The organism is Pseudomonas baetica (assembly GCF_002813455.1).
Taxonomy (GTDB): domain Bacteria; phylum Pseudomonadota; class Gammaproteobacteria; order Pseudomonadales; family Pseudomonadaceae; genus Aquipseudomonas; species Aquipseudomonas baetica.
Genome location: NZ_PHHE01000001.1, coordinates 5,493,310 through 5,515,096, shown reverse-complemented (window position 1 = coordinate 5,515,096; position 21,787 = coordinate 5,493,310). Strand labels below are relative to the sequence as shown.

Annotated in this window: 20 protein-coding genes; 5 read left to right on the top strand and 15 right to left on the bottom strand. The window is 58.3% G+C overall.

Translation table 11 applies throughout. The features are described from left to right. The first annotated feature begins 29 nt into the window (after positions 1 to 29). Positions 30 to 188 carry a DUF3309 family protein gene (locus ATI02_RS25560; protein ID WP_169432680.1) on the top strand — a complete coding sequence of 53 codons (159 nt, stop codon included), beginning with the start codon at positions 30 to 32 and terminating at the stop codon, positions 186 to 188. Positions 189 to 309: 121 nt separating this feature from the next. Beyond that, complete coding sequence (locus ATI02_RS25555) at positions 310 to 1,641, top strand: IS4 family transposase (protein WP_100845361.1); 1,332 nt, start codon at positions 310 to 312, stop codon at positions 1,639 to 1,641. A 60-nt stretch (positions 1,642 to 1,701) separates the two neighbouring features. On the opposite strand, the gene ATI02_RS25550 is transcribed toward ATI02_RS25555, so the two are convergent. The 10 genes from ATI02_RS25550 to ATI02_RS25505 form a co-directional block, all read right to left on the bottom strand. Continuing rightward, positions 1,702 to 3,795: an LTA synthase family protein gene (locus ATI02_RS25550; protein ID WP_100847713.1), complete on the bottom strand. Its 2,094-nt coding sequence runs from the start codon at positions 3,793 to 3,795 to the stop codon at positions 1,702 to 1,704. A gap of 315 nt (positions 3,796 to 4,110) precedes the next feature. Continuing rightward, complete coding sequence (locus tag ATI02_RS25545) at positions 4,111 to 4,716, bottom strand: START domain-containing protein (protein WP_095188547.1); 606 nt, start codon at positions 4,714 to 4,716, stop codon at positions 4,111 to 4,113. A 41-nt stretch (positions 4,717 to 4,757) separates the two neighbouring features. Then, complete coding sequence (locus ATI02_RS25540) at positions 4,758 to 5,012, bottom strand: YkgJ family cysteine cluster protein (RefSeq protein WP_095188548.1); 255 nt, start codon at positions 5,010 to 5,012, stop codon at positions 4,758 to 4,760. Positions 5,013 to 5,178: 166 nt separating this feature from the next. After that, on the bottom strand, positions 5,179 to 5,658 hold the full coding sequence (locus ATI02_RS25535) for a translation initiation factor 2 (protein WP_100847712.1): 480 nt from the start codon (positions 5,656 to 5,658) through the stop codon (positions 5,179 to 5,181). Positions 5,659 to 5,736: 78 nt separating this feature from the next. Beyond that, complete coding sequence (locus tag ATI02_RS25530) at positions 5,737 to 7,176, bottom strand: aminotransferase-like domain-containing protein (RefSeq protein WP_100847711.1); 1,440 nt, start codon at positions 7,174 to 7,176, stop codon at positions 5,737 to 5,739. Between the two features lie 201 nt (positions 7,177 to 7,377). Continuing rightward, positions 7,378 to 8,190 (bottom strand): OmpA family protein, encoded by an 813-nt coding sequence (locus ATI02_RS25525; protein ID WP_100847710.1) that lies wholly within the window; start codon positions 8,188 to 8,190, stop codon positions 7,378 to 7,380. Next, complete coding sequence (locus ATI02_RS25520; protein WP_095188552.1) at positions 8,187 to 8,543, bottom strand: DUF4398 domain-containing protein; 357 nt, start codon at positions 8,541 to 8,543, stop codon at positions 8,187 to 8,189. The genes ATI02_RS25525 and ATI02_RS25520 overlap by 4 nt, the downstream gene beginning before the upstream one ends. Before the next feature lie 9 nt (positions 8,544 to 8,552). Beyond that, on the bottom strand, positions 8,553 to 9,374 hold the full coding sequence (locus tag ATI02_RS25515) for a substrate-binding periplasmic protein (RefSeq protein ID WP_100847709.1): 822 nt from the start codon (positions 9,372 to 9,374) through the stop codon (positions 8,553 to 8,555). A gap of 80 nt (positions 9,375 to 9,454) precedes the next feature. Continuing rightward, on the bottom strand, positions 9,455 to 10,384 hold the full coding sequence (locus tag ATI02_RS25510) for an electron transfer flavoprotein subunit alpha/FixB family protein (RefSeq protein WP_095188554.1): 930 nt from the start codon (positions 10,382 to 10,384) through the stop codon (positions 9,455 to 9,457). A gap of 2 nt (positions 10,385 to 10,386) precedes the next feature. Next, on the bottom strand, positions 10,387 to 11,136 hold the full coding sequence (locus tag ATI02_RS25505) for an electron transfer flavoprotein subunit beta/FixA family protein (protein WP_007908338.1): 750 nt from the start codon (positions 11,134 to 11,136) through the stop codon (positions 10,387 to 10,389). Positions 11,137 to 11,687: 551 nt separating this feature from the next. Here ATI02_RS25505 and ATI02_RS25500 point away from each other — a divergent pair. Next, complete coding sequence (locus ATI02_RS25500) at positions 11,688 to 13,352, top strand: electron transfer flavoprotein-ubiquinone oxidoreductase (RefSeq protein ID WP_095188555.1); 1,665 nt, start codon at positions 11,688 to 11,690, stop codon at positions 13,350 to 13,352. Between the two features lie 44 nt (positions 13,353 to 13,396). Here ATI02_RS25500 and ATI02_RS25495 read toward each other — a convergent pair whose 3' ends face one another. Beyond that, the gene (locus tag ATI02_RS25495; protein WP_100846722.1) at positions 13,397 to 14,728 is read right to left on the bottom strand and encodes an IS4 family transposase; all 1,332 of its coding nucleotides are present in this window, start codon (positions 14,726 to 14,728) and stop codon (positions 13,397 to 13,399) included. Positions 14,729 to 15,155: 427 nt separating this feature from the next. Between ATI02_RS25495 and ATI02_RS25485 the strand changes: the two genes are divergently transcribed. Beyond that, the gene (locus ATI02_RS25485; RefSeq protein WP_100846149.1) at positions 15,156 to 16,097 is read left to right on the top strand and encodes an IS110 family transposase; all 942 of its coding nucleotides are present in this window, start codon (positions 15,156 to 15,158) and stop codon (positions 16,095 to 16,097) included. A 46-nt stretch (positions 16,098 to 16,143) separates the two neighbouring features. Here the strand turns inward: ATI02_RS25485 and ATI02_RS25480 are convergent, their stop codons facing one another. After that, on the bottom strand, positions 16,144 to 17,034 hold the full coding sequence (locus ATI02_RS25480; RefSeq protein WP_100848497.1) for an AraC family transcriptional regulator: 891 nt from the start codon (positions 17,032 to 17,034) through the stop codon (positions 16,144 to 16,146). 190 nt (positions 17,035 to 17,224) lie between these two features. Here ATI02_RS25480 and ATI02_RS25475 point away from each other — a divergent pair, with 190 nt between their 5' ends. Further along, entirely contained in the window at positions 17,225 to 18,277 is a 1,053-nt protein-coding gene (locus tag ATI02_RS25475; protein WP_100847707.1) for an NAD(P)-dependent alcohol dehydrogenase, read from the top strand. A gap of 3 nt (positions 18,278 to 18,280) precedes the next feature. On the opposite strand, the gene ATI02_RS25470 is transcribed toward ATI02_RS25475, so the two are convergent. The 3 genes from ATI02_RS25470 to dgoD form a co-directional block, all read right to left on the bottom strand. After that, a complete protein-coding gene (locus tag ATI02_RS25470) occupies positions 18,281 to 19,084 on the bottom strand; it encodes an IclR family transcriptional regulator (protein WP_095188557.1) in 804 nt (267 codons plus the stop codon). 60 nt (positions 19,085 to 19,144) lie between these two features. Continuing rightward, entirely contained in the window at positions 19,145 to 20,455 is a 1,311-nt protein-coding gene (locus tag ATI02_RS25465) for an MFS transporter (protein WP_100847706.1), read from the bottom strand. A 182-nt stretch (positions 20,456 to 20,637) separates the two neighbouring features. After that, complete coding sequence (gene dgoD, locus ATI02_RS25460) at positions 20,638 to 21,786, bottom strand: galactonate dehydratase (RefSeq protein ID WP_095188559.1); 1,149 nt, start codon at positions 21,784 to 21,786, stop codon at positions 20,638 to 20,640. Position 21,787: the final 1 nt, after the last annotated feature.

Sequence of the window (21,787 nt, the reverse complement as noted above, 5' to 3'; positions counted from 1 at the left end):
AAGACTTCTCGAACACTTTCAACAAGGAAATAGACATGGGCACAATTCTTATCATTATCCTGATCCTGTTGCTGATCGGTGGTCTGCCAGTCTTCCCGCACTCCAGAAGTTGGGGTTACGGTCCATCGGGCATTATCGGCGTGGTGTTGGTCGTGCTGCTGGTGCTGTTGTTACTCGGTCGGATATAACGACTCAAACGTAAAAAAAAGAGGCCCTTCTCAGGGTAATGCCGATCAGTTAAGCCCTTTTGCTTGACCTTTGGCCGCAAGAAATCAAAATCCGATGCCTGAATAGGCATCGGATTTTTTTATGCGTCTGGCTCGGGCACTGGAACTCACCCACAACTTCGTCTCGACTCCCAACTCCCTCGAAGGGTTGGACTCGTTGCTTGATCCATCTCTGGTCGAACAGGCATTGGAGCAGGCCGGTGTAGCCACTTTGCGCAGGCGACGCTTACCTTTGGAAATGATGCTTTGGTGCGTCATCTCCATGGCGTTTTTTCGACGCATGTCGGCGTGGGATGTGGTCAGTCGCATGAACATCATGCTGCCTGGGCAACGTCCGCTGGTCGCGCCCAGCGCCGTAGTCCAAGCCCGTCAGCGGCTGGGCAGCGAGGCCGTACGACAAGTCTTCGATCTGACTCAGAAAAGCTGGCATGAAGCGGCCAGTCATCCGACCTGGGCCGGGTTGCGCTTGCTGGGTGTCGACGGCGTCGTCTGGCGTACGCCCGATACACCGGAAAACCGTGCGCGTTACGACTCCGCCAGCAACCAGCATGGCGATACTGGTTTTCCTCAGGTGCGCATGGTTTGCCAAATGGAATTGACCAGTCACTTACTGATTGGCAGCGCGTTTGACGGCTATCGCAGCAACGAGATGAAACTGGCGGAGCAACTGATCGAAACCACCCCCGATCACTCGCTGACGCTGTTCGATCGCGGCTTTTATTCCTTGGGGTTGCTGCATCAATGGCAGCAAGCAGGCATCGAGCGACATTGGTTGATGCCGCTGAAAAAAGGCTCGCAGTACGAAGTGCTTCAGCGTTTGGGGCGCCACGATGCTGTGGTCTCGTTGAGTACTTCGCCGCAGGCCCGCAAGCAATGGCCTGGATTGCCGGAGCGCCTGACTGCGCGGCTTCTGAGCAAAACCGTCAAGGGCAAGGTTTGTCAGATACTGACGTCGATGGCCGACTCATTACGCTTCCCGTCCGACGAAATCGTCGATCTCTACAGCCAGCGATGGGAGATCGAGTTAGGGTTTAGAGAAATGAAGCAGACCCTGCTGAACAGCAGCTATACGCTGCGCAGCAAGACGCCCGAAATGATTGAGCAGGAACTGTGGGGCGTGTTGTTGGGCTACAACCTGTTGCGTTATCAGATGGTGGAGATGAGCCGCCATTGTCCAGGCATCCATCCATGCGAACTGAGCTTCACCGCGTGCACTTGGGCGATCTTGGGGTTTATCAACGGCGTTTCTGCGGATCGTTCGGGGAACATCCCCAAATATCTCGCAGAGTTGCATGCCTCAGCCCCGCATTATGTCCTGCCACATCGACGCGAGGAGCGCATTTATCCTCGGGCAATCAGGCTCAAATCGCCGAAGTATCCGATCAAAAACAAAAATGCCAGTCAGCTTAACTGACTGGCATTACCCTTTTCAGGGCCTCTTTTTTATTGCGCGAAGCTTTCTTTTACAGATCGATCAGTCCGGCGTGCCGTGGACCACACCGGCGGTGTTGTCCATCAAGCTCTTGGTCGCCGTTTGCAGGAACGCTTCGAGTTTGAGTTTCAACTCGGCGGTGCGCGGTGCATCCGGAACAACCTCGGCACTCGGATTTGCGCCCAACTGATACTTCCAGATCTTCGGTGCCATCTCTTTCTCTTTCGGCAGTACGAGGATCTCGTCAGCGGTAACGATGGCAGTAGTCTGCTCGCTGCCCGATGGCTTGATCACACCGAAACCGGTGTCGCCTTGCGGCAGGTTGAGCAAGTCGCGACCCCAGCACTGATGACGTACTTCGCCACCCAGACGCCCCATGATGGTCGGCACGATATCGATCTGCGTGCCCACGGTGTGGTCGCGGGTACCGAACTTCTCCTGGATGCCCGGTGCGATCATCAGCATCGGCACGTTGAAGCGGCCCAGATCCATTTCGGTGATCTGGCGTTCGTTACCGAAACCGTGGTCGCCGACGATCACGAACAGGGTTTCCTTGAAGTAAGGCTCTTTGCGCGCCTTCTCGAAGAACTGACCCAGCGCCCAGTCCGAGTAACGCATCGCGGTCAAATGCTCGTTGAGCGAACCGCGATCGGTCACACGCTCGACCGGCAATGGTGTCGGCAAAGCGTACGGCGTGTGGTTGGACAGGGTTTGCAGCAACGCGTAGAACGGCTTGCCGTTTTCCCGCGCCTTGAGCTCCTGCAGACCACGGTCGAACATGTCCTGGTCGGACACGCCCCACGTCGGATCGGAGAACACCGGGTTGACGAAGTCGTTACGGCCAACAAAGTTGGTCATGCCCTGGTTGCTGAAGAAGCCCGACTGGTTGTCCCAGGCGAAGTCGCCGTTGTAGACGTAGACGTCGTCGTAGTCACGGGCGCTGAGCACCTGCGGCAGGCCGGACAGCTTGTGGCTGCCTTCCGGCGTCTGCATCAGGTATTCGAAGCCTGGCAGGTTCGGGAAGCAGGCCATGGTCGCGAACATGCCCTGGTGGGTATGCGTACCGTTGGAGAAGAAACGGTCGAACAGCAGACCTTCCTTGGCCAGTTTGTCCAGGTAAGGCGTGATGTTACCCGGTGCGCCCAAGGCGCCAACCGAATGACCGGCCATGCTTTCCATCAGGATCACGACGACGTTCTTGATCGGCAGGGTCTTATCGGCCGGCGGCGTGTAATCACGGCGCACGGCGGCAATATCGGCATCGACCAGTTTGTCGTCAGGCATCAGCAGCATGTCACGCACGACTTTCTGCGCCTGCTCCTGCGGCAGCGTGGCTTTCCAGATGTTGTCGCGATCCTCGCCCATGCGGGACTTGGCGGCCTCGATCAGCGACAGCGTGGCGTTAAGGCCGAGCTGGTTGGCGAAGTTCGAATCGGTGGTGTAGACATCACCCCAGCGCATCGGCGGGCCTTGGCGCAGGGTGCCACGGGCCGCGACTACGCAGATCAGCAGGCAAACCACGAACACTGCAAGGCGCATGTACCACGGAGCCACCTGGCGAGTGCTGACGCTGCCACCGCTGAACGGCCCGCGCGGCCGCGTGGCACGGTCGGCGCCCTTGAACGCCAGGGTCAGGATTACGGTGCCGATCACCCAGGCCAGCAGATAGCGCACCACCGGAAAGCCGTACCAGAGCATGCTCATCACGGTTTTCGGATCTTCCTTCACGTACTGAAACACCAGGCCGTTGAGGCGCTGGTGAAACTCGCGGTAGAAGTCCATCTCCATCAGGCCGAGAAACAGCGGGATGCTTGAGGCGACGGTCAGCCACAGACGGAAGAAGCCACGCGCCGCCATGGCGCGGGCACTGAACAGTGCCAGCACCAGCGGAATGCAGACGTAGACCACCAGGCGCAAGTCGAAACGCAGGCCGTTGGCGAAGGCTTCGAGGAAAGTCGAGGCCGGGGTGTCGAGGATCATCTCGCGGTTGTAGACCAGCAGCGCGAGGCGCAGCACGGAAAACATCACCATCATGACCAGCGCGCAAAGCAGCGTGTAAGCCAGATGCGATTTGACGGTCGGTTGCAGCAGGCGAGTGGAAGATCGCTGCTGATTCAGGGCGTCCGGGTTTGCCATGTCGTTTTAGGACCCATTGGAAGTTGAAGTTGCAAAATACAGCGGCGCCATGCCCTCTATTGGCCATTCCAGGCCCCGGGGCGTGCGCGGTGCGCAAATGTTGCACGATCATCCGCACCATTGCCATTGATTACTGACCCGCTACCAGACACTTTCATTTAAAGCCACGGCAGACAGGGACAGGGTGCAAACAGCGCGGGCGAATTGTCTTGAACGCATTGTGAAAATTTCGTTCAACGCATATCTGGAAACACAATAAAGCTACAAAACAAAACGCCCCGAATTGATCGGGGCGTTTTGCTGAATGGGCGGCGATTACTTCTCGGCGCGCTCTTTCAAGGCTTTAAGGGTTTTGAACGGAGCATCAACAACAAACTTGTTGGCAACCATCGCCGGCACGCTGCCACCTGGTTCGGTGTGCACTTGATAAGTGACTTCAACCTGGTCGCCCTTCGGTACGAACTTCCAGAAGCCTATGACCTGCTGCACGCGGACAAAGCCTTTTTCTTCAGGAACGTACGTCGGCAGACCTTTGAGGTTGCGGGTCAGGCTGCCGTCGGCACCTTCGACGGTGGTGACTTCAATCACCGAGTCACGCGGAGTTACCGGCCAAGGCGTATTGAACTGACTATAGGTCCAGCTCTTGTCGCCCTCATGCTTGAGCAGTTTCTGGGTCTTGCACTCGTGAATCCAGGCGCAGGCGCCGGCGACGTCTTCCTGCAGTGCGCGCAGCTTGGCGACGGTGGTCTTCATCAGGGCGACGCCCTGATAGGACTTGTAGTCCGAACCCGGCACTTCGCTTAGGGAGACCTTGATGCCGTCCTCGTTCTTGGCGACTTTCCAGTCTTCAGCCTGAGCGGCGGAAGTGGCCAGCACGGCGGTCAAACCACACAACACAGCGATACGATGCAGCGAACCCATAGTCTTATTCCTTATTGTTGAAGTTCCGTTCGTTTGACACATCACGCCGCCGTCATTTGCTCCCACCAGCCGATCAATCTGATCGCTTCTTGCGAACTGCTGCCACACACCTCGATATCGGCGGCGAAGCCCGAACAGACAGCCGGACGCTCCGGGCGACCGAAAATGCTGCACAGGTTATCGACCGAAAGTTGCACGCAACGTTCGCCGGCAGGTTTGCCATCAGGCATGCCGGGTATCGCCGAACTGATGGAAGGGGCAATGCAGCAAGCGCCACAGCCTTCACGGCATTTCATGACGAACAAGTCCTCGCGACGGGCAATGTGTAAAAGGGACGCCGAACAGAGTAACCGCTAAAACGGCTGTTTCAAATTCCCTGTACCGGGGTTTTTACGGATAAGTGAATGTGACTGACCAGTCTCCGACAAAGCGTCTGCTTCGCGGGTCACAGATGGGTGGTATTTACTGCTTGAACTCGAAATCAAGCGCTGCGCCTTCAACATCCCGACGCTCCTCGTTGCGCAGTTGCAAGTCCATTTCGTTTTTGAGCAAACGCCCATTGAGCTGGAATCCGCTGTCTTTTTCCCCAAACATCTTCGGCAGAATCGGCTCGCGCTTAGGCGAAATGACAGTGCCAGGCGGCTTCAATTCTTCAACCATGTCCTTGGGCAAACTCAGATCCAGCTTCGCTGACGGCAGTTTGGACTTTGCTATTTCCCTGGCGGCTTTCGATTTGGAGGCCACCGGCGGACGCTTCTTCACCGGAGCAGCTTTCTTTGGCTGGGCTTTTTTTACCGGGACGGTTTTTTTACTCGCCGCCGGCTTCTGCGCTTGGCTCGTCGCTGCCGGTTTATCCTGAACCGCAGCCGCCAGCACCTGCGGCGCATGACTGATCATCAGCGAAAAAAGCACAACCCCGGCGGCAGAAAAAATCGCTTTCATGGACCCAACGATACTAACGGCAGAGGGCCATATGCTCGCTTGTTGAGCGCCACAAGACAAGCATGACCGACCGCTCGTTCAGAATCCGCCAGCCGCTTCCTGACACAGTTGGGTCGCCAACAGCCCCAGCGTCATCAACGCCCGCTCCGCTTCGCGGTTCCACGGAATGCCGCAGTTCAGGCGGATACAGTGGTTGAATTGCTCGGTATTACTGAAGATCAGCCCCGGTGCGATGCTGATGCCTTGCTGCAACGCACGGACATGCAATTCCTGAGTATTGACCCTGCCCGGCAGACTCACCCACAGAATGAAACCGCCCGTGGGCCGGGTCATTTGCGTGCCTTCGGGGAAGTACTGCTGCACCGCCAACTGGAACGCACTGAGGTTTTTTCGGTATTCCTGGCGGATGTACCGTAAATGCCGGTCATAACCGCCGTTTTCCAGATAGGCGGCAATCCCCATTTGCGTGACGCTACACGCCGAATGTGTGCTGAAGGTCTGCAAGCGCTGGATTTCCTGTTGGTACTTGCCAGCAATCATCCAGCCGATGCGGACACCAGGCGACAGGGTTTTGGAGAAGCTGGAGCAGTAGATCACCCGATCAAGCCGGTCATACGCCTTGAGCGCTTTGGTACGGCCCTGCTCGAACATCAACTCGCCATAGATGTCGTCTTCGACGATCTGAATATCGAAATCAGAGGCCAGGCGCAGCAACTGTTTCTGCCGCTCCTCCGGCATGGTACCGCCCAGTGGATTGCTCAGGCGCGTGGTCAGCACCAGCGCCTTGATCGACCATTGGTTGGCCGCCAGTTGCAGGGCTTCGAGGCTCATGCCGGTGGCCGGATCACTGGGGATCTCGATGACTTTCAGGCCCAGCAGGTCGGCCAGTTGCAGCAGACCGTAATAGGTCGGCGACTCGGCGGCGATCAGATCGCCCGGCCGGGTCAGCACTCGCAGCGACATCTGCAAGGCATCGACACAACCGTGGGTGATCACCACTTCCGAGGGATCAACTACCACACCGGCATCGCGCATGCGGATCGCCACTTGCCGGCGTAGTGGCTCGAAGCCCGGGCTGAACATATAGCTGAATGCGCGCGGGCTGTGGAAGCGAGTGACTTTGGCCAGTTGCTGGTGCAGTGCCCGCACCGGCAAATAGTCAACGCTCGGTACCGCGGCACCCAACGGGAAGACACCTTCGCGGCGCGACTCGACCAGCACTTGTTGAATGATGCTGCTGCGGGTGACCAGACCTGGCCGTTCAACTCGGGCAATGTCAGGCGTCGGTGCTGTCAGCGCCGGCGTCTGGTGTACGTAATAACCAGACTGCGGCCGCGCGCGGATCAGCCCCTGATCCTCGAGGTTGGCGTAGGCCTGCAACACCGTCGCATGGCTGACGTTGAGCTGCGAACTCATCTTGCGCACCGAAGGCACGCGCTCCCCCGGTTGATAGACACCACGGCGGATGTCTTCGGCCAGTTGCTGAGCAATACGTTGATAGAGCAAGAGATTGGTCATGACGCAGCACTCGATTTCACGGGCATTTTATTCTTGTGTGAAACAATACCGGAACAGTTTAGAAGTGTACTGGGACAGTTGTCACTCTAGTCGACCATACAGCGCTGTGTCAGCTGCAACTGTATTGATGTGCGAGCCAATCGACAGGCATAAAAAAGCCCGGTGCTGCATGACAGCCCGGGCTTTCCAGAGACGCTGCCCTCAACGGGCGGCGCCGAGCTGGCCTTTTTCGTCGGAGAACACAATTTCCACCCGGCGATTCTGTGCACGTCCACGCTCGGAAGCGTTGGCGTCCACCGGGTACTCATCGCCGTAGCCTTCAACCTGAATGCGCTTGTCCTCAATGCCCAGGTCCATCAGCACGTCGGCGACTGACTGCGCGCGGTCGCGAGACAGTTTGAGGTTTTCCTGTTTGCCACCGGTGCTGTCGGTGTAACCCTCAATACGCACTACGCGCTTGGGATTCAATTGCAGGAACTGCACGATCTTCAGAACGACGCGGTTGGCCGAGTTTTTCAGCTCCGCTTCACCGGTGTCGAACAACACGTCGCCGAGGGTCATCACCAGGCCACGATCGGTCTGCGTGGTGGCCAACGCGACAATCTGTTCTTCGAGCCATTTGCCCTGCTGCTGCACGCTCAACAGTTTCGATTCGCGCAGGGCCAATTGCAGGCGCTGACGCTCCAGTTCGAGCTTGGCTGCGCGCTCTTCGTTGAGCGCCTTATTGGTGTGCTCGCGAGCGATCTCGCTGTAGCGCTGGCTTAGGTAGGCGTAATGCACCACGTCCGAACCGCTCCCCCAATAAGTTGACAGGCGATCAGCGCGGGCCAGGGATTCACCGGCACGGATCACGTCTTTCGGCGCGATACGCAGCACATTGGAGTCTTCCTTGACCTTCTGAAAGTCGGCGCTGGCCTCTTGCAGAGCGGATTCACTGTGTTGACCGGCGCAGCCGTAGAAGCTGACGCAACCGGCGAGAAGCAGACCACCGAGCACTTTGGACTTGAGGCTCATTTGGCATCTCCCAGTTGCTTGCGCAAACGAGCAATACGCGTGTTCAGTACATTGACCTGCTCTTCGCTTTTTTGCGTCAGCACTTTGGCTTCGGCCAGACGGGCGTCCAGCTCTGCCTGTTCGGCACGCATACGCGCATTCCGATAGGACTCGTCGGCCATGTTGCCCTTGGCCCGGTTGTACTTGGTTTCGGCCAGTTTCATTTCCGGCACGTCATCGGCGGTGGCGCCGACGGCTTTGGCCTGAGCGATGGTTTGCTCGGTCAGGCGCATTTGTTCATTGGGTGCCGGATCGGTTGCGCAACCGGCCATGGCCAGAACGGCCACAGCCGCGAAAAGAGGTCGAATACTCACTAAGAATCCCTACTGTTTTGGGGCACTGACGGGTTGTTGCGGCTGTTGCTGTTGCGCCTTCCAGCGCTTGATATTGCGTTGCAGCGCAGCTTCCGTCAGTCCGGACGCGGGCAATTCTGTCATCTTTTTGGCCAACTGTCCGCGCAACCACGGATCGTTGCATGCCGAGTTATGCGAAACCGCCAGAAACAGCCCCGGTCGATCAATGGGTTGCTCGAAGGCCAGCAAATCATTGGCCATGCCCAACGCCTGCGCGGCAGCCATGCCCGAGTAGCGACCGGCGAGTACATATTCCACCTCGCCCAGCAGAAGTTTCTGAAAGGCCTGGGTGAGGTTGGCTGACCGGGTAAGGGTCAATTGCTGATCGGCGAAAGAGCCGAATGCCTGGGTCATTCGAGACTTTTCCGACAAACCACCGGTATGGCCAAGCAGGTCTTTGGCTTCGCTGTATGCCAGTGTCGAGCCTTTGCGGGTCCACACCAGATAGTCGTTCTGCAGGATTGGCGGGTAAATGTAGTCGAGGTTCTCCAGCTCATTGAAGGTCAGCGGCGCATCGGCCAGCATGTCCATGCGCCCACTGCGCACTTCATCAAGTGCCTGCGAGCGTTTGCCGGCGTAGAGCAACTCGACCTTGATGCCCAGGTCTTTGGCGACTTGCTGCAACAGATCGGCACTGGCACCGATCAAGTGCTTGGGATTCTGCGGGTCTTGCCACAGGTACGGCGGCGCATCCGGGCTGCCGGTGACGACGAGGCGCTCGCACTTGCCGGCGGCCGTAGCCATTCCCGGCAAGAGGATCAATCCTAATAACAACCTGCGGCGCAGATCCATGGCTAAACGCTCCCACTCAAATCCGAGTCAAAAAAAAGCCCGACCAAAAGGTCGGGCTCTTTATAAGTGAAGCGGCTGGATTAGACCAGCTTCTCCAGCTCAGGGATTGCTTCAAACAGATCCGCTACCAGACCGTAATCAGCTACCTGGAAGATCGGCGCTTCTTCGTCCTTGTTGATCGCAACGATCACTTTGGAGTCTTTCATGCCGGCCAGATGCTGGATCGCGCCGGAGATACCGACGGCGATGTACAGCTGTGGCGCAACGATCTTGCCGGTCTGACCGACCTGCATGTCGTTCGGGACGAAACCTGCATCGACCGCGGCGCGCGAAGCACCCACGGCAGCGCCCAGCTTGTCAGCCAGAGCGTACAGGTGTTTGAAGTTGTCGCCGTTCTGCATGCCACGGCCGCCGGAAACGACGATCTTGGCAGCGGTCAGCTCTGGACGATCGGACTTGGCCAGCTCTTCGCCGACGAAGCTGGAGATGCCAGCGTCGTGAGCAGCAGCGACTGCTTCAACGGCAGCCGAACCACCTTCAGCAGCCACCGGGTCGAAACCGGTAGCACGCACGGTGATCACTTTGATCGCAGCGGTCGATTGCACGGTAGCGATGGCGTTACCGGCGTAGATCGGGCGCTTGAACGTGTCGGCGCTTTCGACCGAGATGATCTCGGAGATCTGGTCAACGTCCAGCGCAGCAGCAACGCGCGGCAGGATGTTTTTGCCGTTGGAAGTGGCGGCAGCCAGGATGTGGCTGTAACCCTTGCCCAGCTCTGCAACCAATGGAGCAACGTTTTCCGGCAGCTGATGCGCGTAAGCGGCGTTGTCAGCGTTGAGGACTTTGCTCACGCCAGCGATTTTCGCAGCGGCTTCAGCCACGGCGCCAGCGCCCTGACCTGCTACCAGTACGTGGATATCGCCGCCAATTTTGGCAGCAGCAGCCACGGTGTTCAGCGTGGCCGGGGCCAGCACTTTATTGTCGTGTTCAGCGATTACCAAGATAGTCATGGTCAGATTACCTTCGCTTCGTTTTTCAGTTTCTCGACCAGTTCAGCCACCGACTTGACCTTGATGCCCGCGCTGCGTGCAGCCGGCGCTTCGACTTTCAGGGTCTTGTTGGTGGAGGCGGTGGAAACGCCCAAAGCGTCCGGAGTCAGCACTTCGAGAGGCTTCTTCTTGGCTTTCATGATGTTTGGCAGGGACGCGTAGCGCGGCTCGTTCAAACGCAGGTCGGTGGTGACGATGGCCGGCAGTTTCAGGGAAACGGTCTGCGCGCCGCCGTCGATTTCGCGAGTCACGGCAACGCTGTCGCCGGACACTTCGACTTTCGAGGCGAAAGTGCCCTGACCGTAGCCGCTCAGTGCAGCGAGCATCTGGCCGGTCTGGTTGTTGTCGCTGTCGATCGCCTGTTTGCCCAGGATCACCAGCTGAGGCTGTTCCTTGTCGACCACAGCCTTGAGCAGCTTGGCCACGGCGAGCGAAGTCAGATCTTCAGCGGATTCGACGAGGATGGCACGGTCGGCACCCAGAGCCAGTGCGGTACGCAGTTGCTCCTGAGCGGTGGTCGGGCCGATGGAGACGACGACGATTTCAGTCGCAACACCTTTTTCTTTCAGGCGTACGGCTTCTTCCACTGCGATTTCGCAGAACGGGTTCATCGACATCTTGACGTTGGCGAGGTCTACGCCGGAATTGTCCGCCTTGACGCGAACCTTGACGTTGTAATCCACAACGCGTTTGACAGCTACAAGAACCTTCATGGATTCCTCGTTACTCTCCGGTGAAAAGAAAGTCGCCTAGGCGAACCTGGCGGTTGATGCTCATCGGGTTGCAAGGGCACCTCTAAAAACGCCGGCTTGTGTGCGGGGTGATTCCACGCTGCGAAATCCGATGACCGTTCGTCAGTGGTGACCGACAAGTCATTGATCTTCACGGTGTGTAAACTGCGCGCCAGACCTGCGCTGCGCTTCACCTTGTACTGCCTACGCCCTGTCTTTAGAGGTGCTCTTGAAACCGCCAGTCTGCCTACGGCGAGCGCAAAACCGCCCGTATATTGACCGGAACGCCTATTCCGGTCAATACGGCAAAATGGTCACTCATAAGCCGCGCTTCTTTGATTTCTCTGGGCTGGAGCCGATTCAAACAAACGTTTGTATTGGACGCTCAGAGTGGTGTAGATATAATGCGCCCCCTAGAGAGAAAGGTGGGTTCTCCATTACTGCCCTTGACGTTAACGTAAAGGCAATTTGGATGCGACACCAAACCTCCAAAATAGAAAAAAAACTGTTGAGCCTTGAGTAGGAGATAGCCTGTGGAACGCGAATACATGGAATTCGACGTGGTCATCGTCGGTGCCGGCCCCGCTGGCCTGTCCGCCGCCTGCCGTCTGAAGCAGAAGGCCGCCGAAGCCGGTAAGGAAATCAGCGTCTGCGTGGTCGAAAAAGGCTCCGAAGTCGGCGCACACATCCTTTCCGGTGCCGTATTCGAACCACGCGCTCTGAACGAATTGTTCCCGGACTGGAAAGAACTCGGCGCTCCGCTGAATACGCCGGTCACCCGCGACGACATTTTCGTGCTGAAAAACGCCGACAGCGCGCAGAAAATTCCTGACTTCTTTGTGCCCAAGACCATGCACAACGAAGGCAACTACATTATCTCGCTGGGTAACCTCTGCCGCTGGCTGGCCCAGCAGGCCGAAAACCTGGGCGTAGAAATTTACCCGGGCTTCGCCGCTCAGGAAGCATTGATCGACGAAAACGGCATCGTGCGCGGGATCATCACCGGTGATCTGGGCGTCGACCGCGAAGGCAACCCGAAAGAAGGCCTGTACACCCCGGGCATGGAATTGCGTGGCAAATACACGCTGTTCGCCGAGGGCTGCCGTGGTCACATCGGCAAGCAACTGATCAAGCGCTTCAACCTCGACAGCGATGCCGACGCCCAACACTACGGCATCGGTCTGAAAGAAATCTGGGAAATCGATCCGGCCAAACACCAGCCTGGCCTGGTCGTACACACCGCCGGCTGGCCGCTGGACATCATGGGCACCGAGAACACTGGCGGCTCGTTCCTCTATCACCTGGAAAACAATCAGGTGGTGGTCGGTCTGATCGTTGACCTGTCCTACAGCAACACTTACCTGTCGCCGTTCGACGAGTTCCAGCGCCTCAAACATCACCCGGTGCTGGCGCAGTACCTGGAAGGCGGCAAACGCGTCAGCTACGGCGCTCGCGCCATCTGCAAAGGTGGTCTGAACTCGCTGCCGAAAATGGTCTTCAAGGGCGGCGCGCTGATCGGTTGCGACCTCGGCACCCTGAACTTCGCCAAGATCAAAGGCAGCCACACCGCGATGAAGTCCGGCATGCTCGCCGCTGAATCGGTGGCTGACGCGCTGTTCGCCGAGAAGGATGGCACTGAAGAACTGACCACTTACGTCGACGCCTTCAAGAAGAGCTGGCTCTACGACGAACTGTTCGCCAGCCGTAACTTCGGCCCGGCGATCCACAAGTTCGGCGCCATCGTCGGCGGCGGTTTCAACTGGCTGGATCAGAACATCTTCGGCGGCAAACTGCCGTTCACCCTGCATGACACCAAGCCGGACTACGCCTGCCTGAAGCTGGCGGCCGACTGCAAGAAGATCGACTATCCGAAGCCGGACGGCAAACTCAGCTTCGACAAATTGAGCTCGGTGTTCATCTCTGGTACCAACCACGAAGAAGAACAGCCGTGCCATCTCAAGCTCACCGACCCGAGCATTCCGATCAGCAAAAACCTGCCGCTGTACGACGAGCCGGCGCAGCGCTACTGCCCGGCCGGCGTGTACGAGGTGATCACCAAGGAAGACGGCGAGAAGCGCTTCCAGATCAACGCCCAGAACTGCGTGCACTGCAAGACCTGTGACATCAAGGATCCTTCGCAGAACATCACCTGGGTCACGCCGGAAGGCGCTGGCGGCCCGACTTACCCGAACATGTAAGCTGAACCGCTGAACAACAAGGCTCCCGAATTGGGTAATGCTGTTCACTTAAGCGGAGCAGCCTTACGGTCCACCGGAAACCGGGTTTTTGAAATCTTCACCGTCCTTGGCCTCGAAGGCCTTGGGCGGTGATCCAGAAACAGCCCGCCAACGCCTTTTCTAAGTTCCGCCAACCGTCTACCCGTCGCTGAAACAGGATTGGCCGCTGCCATCACGATCAACTGCACGGCGATGTACTGGCAAGCCGGCTTGAAACGGATGTCCGACGGCGCTCGACCAAACGCGACTGCTGCCTGACTTGCCTCCCGACGAATCACGTTGTAAGCCAGCAACAACCCCCACACTTCCTGGTAGATCAGATCGACCTTTTTGCTGCGCAAGGTCATTGCGTTTTGCTGCATTGAGCTTTTGATATCCCTGAAGCCCAATTCGATTTCCCAGCGCTCCTGATAAAGCTTGGCAACAGACTTGGTGCTGTAGATCTTGGCCGGCAACGACGTCATGACTGTTTTTACTTTGCCTTGAATTTCATAACTGACTTCACGCGCCTCCCAGTGTGTAGGAAGAGTCGGATTTCGCTTTCTGGCTTGCGGCGACACTTTCATACGCACCAAACGATCATGCTCGTTGTAACGGGCTACCTCCTCGCAAACCAATCCCTTTTTTGCCGGAATCAGCCAATGACGGTGACTGCCGTCGCCGCTCAGGCTGAGCATGAGATCGGCGCTCCAGAACCCTTTATCGAACAACGTCACGGAGTGGTCGGGGATCTGCTGCAAAAACTCATCGGCCAGACGCATTTCGCTGCGTCGGTAAGGGCTAAGCTGTGCATCCAGGATCAGGTGTGAACGCACATTCATCAGCGCCACCAGGCGCAGCATGGGAAAGGGAGTCTGGCGGTCGGTCGAGGTGTTTCCAGAACCGAAATGGTCTCGCAACTCCGGCGTATCCGGCGTGCGCAGAAGCGCACCATCGACTGCAAATACTTGCAGATCCTGCCAGGCATCATCGGGATAGCGCTGCGCGCCCCATTGAGTACCCGTTTTGCGAAACAACCACTCAACCGGGTCGGCCCCCAGCCGCTTGCGGGCCTCGGTCACACCGCTACGGGCCAACAGATGGTCAGAAGCCAGACCTTGGGCGCAGATGTTCAAACGTCGGGCGACCTCATGAACCGGCTCGTCGCGAAACAATGCCATGCCGAGCACCAGCCAGAGCACTTGGTCGGCAGGCAAGCGACGCCGTCGGATAGTGGCTTGGCTGGACAGATCCAGCGCAGACGCGACCCACTCGATGGGAATATTTTGAGTGAATGTGCTCAAGTCACAGAAGTTGAAAAGGTCGCCGAGGTCGAGCAAGTCCTGTTGAACAGACATAAAAAATCCGATGCCAGAGATCTGACATCGGATTTTCGAAGAAGCCCGGCGAGGATTCAAATGCTTAAGTGAACAGCATTACCCGAATTGGGGGCCTTTTTGTTGCCCTCGATTCCAGTAACATCACAAAACAACGGTGGGAGCGAGCCTGCTCGCGAAAGCAATGTGTCATACAACGATGACGTCGACGGATACACCGCTTTCGCGAGCAGGCTCGCTTGTATGGTAGGACTTGAAGGGAGGAGGAGGGACAAGGCTCGATTCTGACTGTTGACGCAGCACAGACCGTGGGAGATTTCGCCCCTCCTCCTTTCACCCAAGCGCCGATAAAGAATGCATCTGGCTAGACCGACGATAGGAACAAGCCTGCGCCTCTGGGTGAGCCCTTCAAGTGCTCAAACCTTATCCCGGAGGAAATCCTGTGGCAATGCCAGTCGCTCTATCAAATCCGATCGTTGGCGTGGATGTCGCCAAAAATGAACTGGTGATTTATCAGGCCGATAGCGATCTGCTTGAAGCGATTCCCAATACCAAAACATCCATCAAGCAGTGGCTGAAGGCCTTGCTCGTCCCCGTGTCTATTGCCATTGAGGCAACCAACATCTACCACCTGGAATTCGCTGATTTGGCCTATGCGGCCGGTTGCACGATTTACATGGTGGGCGGCTATGAACTCAAACACTACCGCGAAGGCGTGAAGATCCGCGCCAAAACCGACGCCTTGGACGCCAAGCTGCTGGCCCGTTACCTGAAGAACGAAGCCGAGGAGTTGCACCCCTGGACCCCGCCATCACCGCTGTACCGCCAGCTCCTGAGCCTTTTCCGCCGCCGCGCGGCTTTGGTCCAGGCAAGGGTCGGCCTAGTGCAGAGCTGGTCGAATGAGCCGCTGTTGAAGGCAGCTTTTGCTGAACAAATAAAATCCATGCAGCGGCTTGAAACGATGATCGAAAAGACGATCAACGATCAGCTCAAACAAGCCGGTTTGCTCGGCCAATTGAAGCGTTGCCTGAAAGTTGAGGGCATTGGATTTCTGACCGGAGCGCGCCTGCTCACGGCGTTTCAGCGGGGAGAATTTAGCAACGCGGATGCGTTTATCGCCTTCCTGGGCATGGATTTACGGGTATCGAAATCAGGGCAAAAGGACGGTCGCCGCAGCTTGACCAAGCGCGGAGACCCCGAGGCCCGCCGACTTTTGCACAACGCAGCGATGTCGGCTAGCCGTACGATAGCCTGGAAAGGGTTTTACGAAGCCCAGAGAGCACGGGGTTTCAGCACCACGCAGGCGTTGGTGATGCTGGCTCGCAAACTTGCTCGGGTGGTATTCGCCTTGCTGAAAGGGCAAAGCGAATATCAGACAAAAGTCAGTTGAGGGCTTCCCCTCAACCATAGAATCTCCCACAAGGGATTTGTATTGATCAAGCCGCGCGTTCATCGCCCGGGCTGCGCTCAAAGTAGCGCTTATATTCGCGACTGAACTGCGACGTACTCTGATACCCGACCCGATGCGCCACCTGCGCCACACCCAGCCCCTCCGCCACCAACAACGTCTGCGCTTTCAACAACCGTAAACGCTTCAGATACTGCACCGGCGACAACAACGTGCTGCGTTTGAAATGCTCATGAAACGTTGAAACGCTCATGTTCGCGCAACCGGCCAATGTCTCGACGTTCAACGGCTCGGTGTAGTGCGCATGCAGATGGCTGATCGATGCCGCCACCCGGGCAAACTGCCCCTGCTGCTCGACCAGCGCCCGCAACACATCAGCCTGCGGCCCGCGCAAGGCGACGAAGAGCAATTCGCGAATTCGCGCCGGCCCGAGAATCTGACACTCCAGCGGATCGTGCAGACATTGCAGCAGCCGCTCGACACAACCGCGCATGTCATCGTCAAGCACCACCGAGGTCATCGACTCCGGGGTCTGCGCCGGAATGTGCCGCCCTGGCGCCAGCCCCATGGCCAGCACTAATTCGCCAAGCAAGACGCGGTCGATCGCCACCGAAATCCCCAGCAACGGCGCATCCGGCAAGGCAAAGGTTTCGCACTCGAAAGGCACCGGCAGTGCCTGGATCAGATAATGCCCCGCGCCGTACTCCAGGGTGCGCGGTCCGAGGAACGCCAGTTTGCTGCCCTGGGCGATGATCATCAGGCTCGGCTCATAAATATGCGGGCCACGGGCGACATCGCAACTGGCGCGCAACACCTGCACACCGGGTAACCCGGTCTGGCTGTAACCATCGCGCAGCGCCAGCGGTTCGATCAGCGAAACCAGCGTGGCATTGGCATCAAGGTGACGGGTCAATTGCATCGACATGTTCTTCACAAAAATCACGGAAAAAGGGATGAAAGCATCATCGCAGATCCTTTTGCCAATGCGACCGATCAAAGCCGCATGCCGGAGGATTAGGCATGAGACCCGGAGGAATCGTCATGGCCGGACAGGCGCACGGCGCCCAGAATGCGCCGCCTCACTTGTCACTGCTTTTGCGAGGTTTCACATGTATACCGCGATCGGCTATGCCGCCCAATCGGCCACCACTCCCCTCGCCCCGATGAAATTCGAACGCCGCAGCCCCCGGGCCGACGACGTGGCGATCGAGATCCTGTACTGCGGCGTCTGCCACTCCGATATCCACCAGGCTCGCAACGAATGGGGCATCGCCGTTTACCCGTTGATGCCTGGCCATGAGATCGTCGGAAAAGTCACCGCCGTCGGTGCGAATGTCACCAAACACAAAGTAGGCGATCTGGTCGGCGTTGGCTGCATGGTCGACTCTTGCCGCACCTGCGAAGCCTGCCAATCGAACCTTGAGCAGTATTGCCTCGAAGGCCCGACCATGACCTATGCCACCCCGGACCGGGTCGACGGCAGCAACACCATGGGCGGCTACTCTGACAGCATCGTCGTCAGCGAGCACTTCGTGGTACGCATCCCGGAAAAACTGGCACTGGCCAGCGCCGCGCCGATTCTCTGCGCCGGCATCACCACGTATTCGCCGCTCAAGCACTACGGCGTCAAGGCTGGCGACAAGGTTGGTATTTTGGGCATGGGCGGCCTCGGCCACATGGGCATCAAGTTCGCCAAAGCGATGGGCGCCGAAGTGACGCTGTTCACCCGTTCGGCGAGCAAGGCTGAAGAAGGCCGTCGTCAGGGCGCCGATCATGTGATCGTGTCCACCGACGCCGAGCAGATGAAAGCGGCCGCCGGTTACTTCGACTTCCTGCTCGACACCATTCCGGTGCAGCACGACCTGAACCCGTACCTCGACACCCTGCGTTTCGACGGCGTACACATTCTGGTCGGTCTGATCGAGCCGGTTGATCCACCGGTACACGCCGGCAAACTGGTGATGAGCCGCCGCGTGCTGGCGGGTTCGTTGATCGGCGGCATCGCCGAAACCCAGGAAGTGCTGGATTTCTGCGCCGAGCACAACATCACCTGCGACATCGAAATGCTCGACATCCGCCAGATCAACGAGGCTTATGCCCGCATGATCGCCGGTGACGTGAAGTATCGCTTCGTGATCGACATGGCGACCCTGAAAGTCTGACCCTCAGACCTTCAAGCCAAGCTCCGCCGAGAGCCGGGCTGTGACCCCTTTGATCAGGGGAATCAGCTCGGCCATCTTCTCCAGCGGCATGTATGGCACGGTGCTGGCAATGCTGATAGCCGCCACAATGCCCTTGCTCGCATCACGAATCGGCGCCGCCACGCAGCGGATCGACGGTTCGTTGTCTTCCAGATCGAACGCATAGCCACCGGCCACGTATTCGGTCATCCGCTGCTCAAGCTGTTCCCACGACTGCTGGGGATGCTGCGGCCAGAACTGACTTTTCCCACCCGCCGGCAGGCTGATGTCGTACAGCCTCTGCCAGTCTTGTGGCGCGTCATCGAGCATCAACGCCTTGCCGATCCCGGTCCGCGCCAGCGGCATGCGATGGCCGACCCGCGAGCGCATTTCCGGGCCGTTGCGCCCCGGATTTTTCAGCAGATAAAGCACTTCATCGCCTTCACGAATGCCCAAGTGAACGGTGTCACCGGTCAGTGCCGACAACTCATCCAGATAAGGTCCGGCCAACGTCACCAGCGGCAACTCTTCACGTGCCTGGAAACCCAGCTCGATCAACTTCGGCCCCAACAGATAACCGATTTGCGGCACCACGCGCAGGTAGCGCTCATCCACCAGACAACTGGCCAGCCGATGGGTGGTGCTACGCGTGGTGCCGATCAGCCGGGCAATCTCCTTGAGATCACGGGCGCCACTGGCCACGGCCTGCACCACACCCAATCCGCGCAGTAGCGTCTGAGTGCCGGTGGGCGCGGCGTCCTTGGTTTTTTCCGGGGCGTCTTCCTGCATATCCAGCCTTTACCGTTAAGCGAGGGAACGGGCGGCATTATGGTCGCCCGACGCAGAGCACTACAACTCGATACGTTCGACCTTGCCCACCAGCAGCACGTAGGACAACGCGCCAATCAGTGCGAGAACCGCGATGTAGGTGATCGCCGGGGCAAAGGAATCACCACTGGCGAGGAAACCGATCACGATCGGCGTGGCAATCGCCGACAGGTTGCCGATGAAATTAAACACCCCACCGGTCAAGCCGAGCAGACGCGCCGGCGCCAGCGTCGACACCAGCGACCAGGTGATCGACGCCAGACCGTTGCCGAAAAACGCCAGCGCCAGAAATGCAATCACCAGCGGCGTTGACTCAACGAAGTTGGCGCCAATGATCGAAGTGGAAATCAGCAGCCCGCCAATGATCGGCAACTTGCGCGCGAAACCGACGGTGTAACCACGACGGATCAAAAAGTCGGAAAAGAACCCCGAACACAACACGCCGACGAACGCTGCGAGAAACGGCAGCGACGCCAACAGGCCGGATTTGATGAAGTCCATGCCGCGATATTTCACCAGGTAGGTCGGGAACCACGTCAGGAAAAACCACAGCGTCGAGTTGAGGCAGAACTGGCCGAGGTAGATACCCCACAACTTGCGCTTAGTCAGGACGATGCCGAGATCGGCCCAACTGAATCTGGCTTTGACCTTGGCGCTCTCGGCCTGAATATCCACCAACCCGCCACCCTCGCGGATCAGATCGATTTCTGCAGCATTGGCGCCTTTGAAATCCCGCGGCTCGCGATACACCGCGTACCAGATCGCCGCCCAAATGATGCCCACTGCACCGGTCGCGACGAACACCATGTGCCAGCCGAATTCGTGTTGCAGCCAAGCCAGTACCGGGGTGAGGAAAGCCAATCCAACGAACTGCCCGGACGTGTAGAAACCAATCGCCGTGGCGCGTTCACGCTCGGGAAACCAAGTGGTGACCACGCGGCTGTTGATCGGATAGGCCGGTGCTTCCAACGCACCGACCGCCATGCGCAGCACGAATAGCGCAATGAAACTGGCGGCGAAACCGAGCATCACCGTGGCCAGCGACCATAGCAACAGTGCAACGCTATACAGAATGCGCGGCGGCACCCGATCCACCAGCCAGCCGCCGGGGATCTGCATGGCGGCGTAGGTCCAGCCGAAGGCGGAGAAAATCAGCCCGACGTGAATCGGGTCGATGCCCAGTTCAGTGGTCAGGGCCGGCGCGGCAATCGACAGGTTGCTGCGGTCGAGGTAGTTGATGACCACGGTGATAAACAGCAACACCATGATGAAAAACCGCTTGCGGCTAGGCGTGACTAAAGACGCCTGCCCGGTGAGGGTTTGCGGTTGCATGAGAGATGCCTCTTCTTATGTTTATTGAGGTCATGACGCAAATCTCCCATCCATGGAGATCAACACGGTGGGAGGGGGCTTGCTCCCGAAGAGGGGGTATCAGTCGACATTCATTTAGCTGACACGCCGCATTCGGGAGCAAGCCCCCTCCCACAGAAGAATGGTGGGGAGTCAGAAGGGACTCACCACTCGGCAAAACTGCCATCGGCATGGCGCCAGATCGGGTTGCGCCAGCGGTGGCCGACGGCCGCACGCTCGATCACGTATTCCTCGTTGATCTCGATGCCCAGCCCCGGCCCGTTCGGGATCTTCACGAAGCCCTTGTCGTAATCGAACACCCGCGGGTCCTTCACGTAGTCGAGCAAGTCATTGCTCTCGTTGTAATGGATGCCCAGGCTTTGCTCCTGGATAAACGCGTTGTAACAAACCGCGTCGAGTTGCAAACACGCCGCCAGCGCAATCGGCCCCAACGGGCAATGCAACGCCAGGGCCACGTCGTAGGCTTCGGCCATGTTGGCGATCTTGCGGGTTTCGGTGATGCCGCCGGCATGGGACGCATCCGGCTGGATGATGTCGACGTAACCTTCGCTCAACACCCGTTTAAAGTCCCAGCGCGAGAACAGCCGCTCACCGAGCGCAATCGGCGTGCTGGTCAACGGCGCCAGCTCCTTCAGCGCTTCGTAGTTTTCGCTGAGCACCGGCTCTTCGATAAACATCAGTTTGTACGGGTCGAGCTCCTTCATCAGCACCTTGGCCATCGGCTTGTGCACCCGACCATGGAAGTCGACGCCAATGCCGACATTCGGCCCGACCGCGTCACGCACGGCGGCCACGTTGGCCAAGGCGAGGTCGACTTTTTCGAAGGTATCGAGAAATTGCAGTTCTTCGGTGCCGTTCATTTTCACTGCGGTAAAACCACGGCTCACCGCCTCTTTCGCCGCGCGTGCGGTGTCGGCCGGACGGTCGCCGCCGATCCACGAATACACGCGGATCTTGTCGCGCACCTGGCCACCGAGCAGATCGCTGACCGACACACCGAGGGCCTTGCCCTTGATGTCCCACAGCGCCTGATCGATACCGGCCAGTGCACTCATGTGAATTGCGCCGCCACGATAGAAGCCGCCGCGGTACAACACCGTCCAGATATCCTCGATGTTGCGTGGGTCTTTGCCGATCAGGTAGTCGGACAATTCTTCAACGGCAGCGGCAACGGTGTGGGCACGACCCTCGACTACGGGCTCGCCCCAACCGGTGACGCCCTCATCGGTTTCGATCTTGAGGAAACACCAGCGCGGCGGGACGATGAAGGTGGTGAGTTTGGTGATTTTCATC

Bases quoted from the DNA above. Each gene is read 5' to 3' on its own strand.
- ATI02_RS25555 (WP_100845361.1), top strand. From the start codon at position 310: ATGCGTCTGGCTCGGGCACTGGAACTCACCCACAACTTCGTCTCGACT.
- ATI02_RS25550 (WP_100847713.1), bottom strand. From the start codon at position 3,795: ATGGCAAACCCGGACGCCCTGAATCAGCAGCGATCTTCCACTCGCCTG.
- ATI02_RS25545 (WP_095188547.1), bottom strand. From the start codon at position 4,716: ATGGGTTCGCTGCATCGTATCGCTGTGTTGTGTGGTTTGACCGCCGTG.
- ATI02_RS25540 (WP_095188548.1), bottom strand. From the start codon at position 5,012: ATGAAATGCCGTGAAGGCTGTGGCGCTTGCTGCATTGCCCCTTCCATC.
- ATI02_RS25535 (WP_100847712.1), bottom strand. From the start codon at position 5,658: ATGAAAGCGATTTTTTCTGCCGCCGGGGTTGTGCTTTTTTCGCTGATG.
- ATI02_RS25530 (WP_100847711.1), bottom strand. From the start codon at position 7,176: ATGACCAATCTCTTGCTCTATCAACGTATTGCTCAGCAACTGGCCGAA.
- ATI02_RS25525 (WP_100847710.1), bottom strand. From the start codon at position 8,190: ATGAGCCTCAAGTCCAAAGTGCTCGGTGGTCTGCTTCTCGCCGGTTGC.
- ATI02_RS25515 (WP_100847709.1), bottom strand. From the start codon at position 9,374: ATGGATCTGCGCCGCAGGTTGTTATTAGGATTGATCCTCTTGCCGGGA.
- ATI02_RS25510 (WP_095188554.1), bottom strand. From the start codon at position 10,384: ATGACTATCTTGGTAATCGCTGAACACGACAATAAAGTGCTGGCCCCG.
- ATI02_RS25505 (WP_007908338.1), bottom strand. From the start codon at position 11,136: ATGAAGGTTCTTGTAGCTGTCAAACGCGTTGTGGATTACAACGTCAAG.
- ATI02_RS25495 (WP_100846722.1), bottom strand. From the start codon at position 14,728: ATGTCTGTTCAACAGGACTTGCTCGACCTCGGCGACCTTTTCAACTTC.
- ATI02_RS25485 (WP_100846149.1), top strand. From the start codon at position 15,156: ATGCCAGTCGCTCTATCAAATCCGATCGTTGGCGTGGATGTCGCCAAA.
- ATI02_RS25480 (WP_100848497.1), bottom strand. From the start codon at position 17,034: ATGCAATTGACCCGTCACCTTGATGCCAATGCCACGCTGGTTTCGCTG.
- ATI02_RS25475 (WP_100847707.1), top strand. From the start codon at position 17,225: ATGTATACCGCGATCGGCTATGCCGCCCAATCGGCCACCACTCCCCTC.
- ATI02_RS25470 (WP_095188557.1), bottom strand. From the start codon at position 19,084: ATGCAGGAAGACGCCCCGGAAAAAACCAAGGACGCCGCGCCCACCGGC.
- ATI02_RS25465 (WP_100847706.1), bottom strand. From the start codon at position 20,455: ATGCAACCGCAAACCCTCACCGGGCAGGCGTCTTTAGTCACGCCTAGC.
- dgoD (WP_095188559.1), bottom strand. From the start codon at position 21,786: ATGAAAATCACCAAACTCACCACCTTCATCGTCCCGCCGCGCTGGTGT.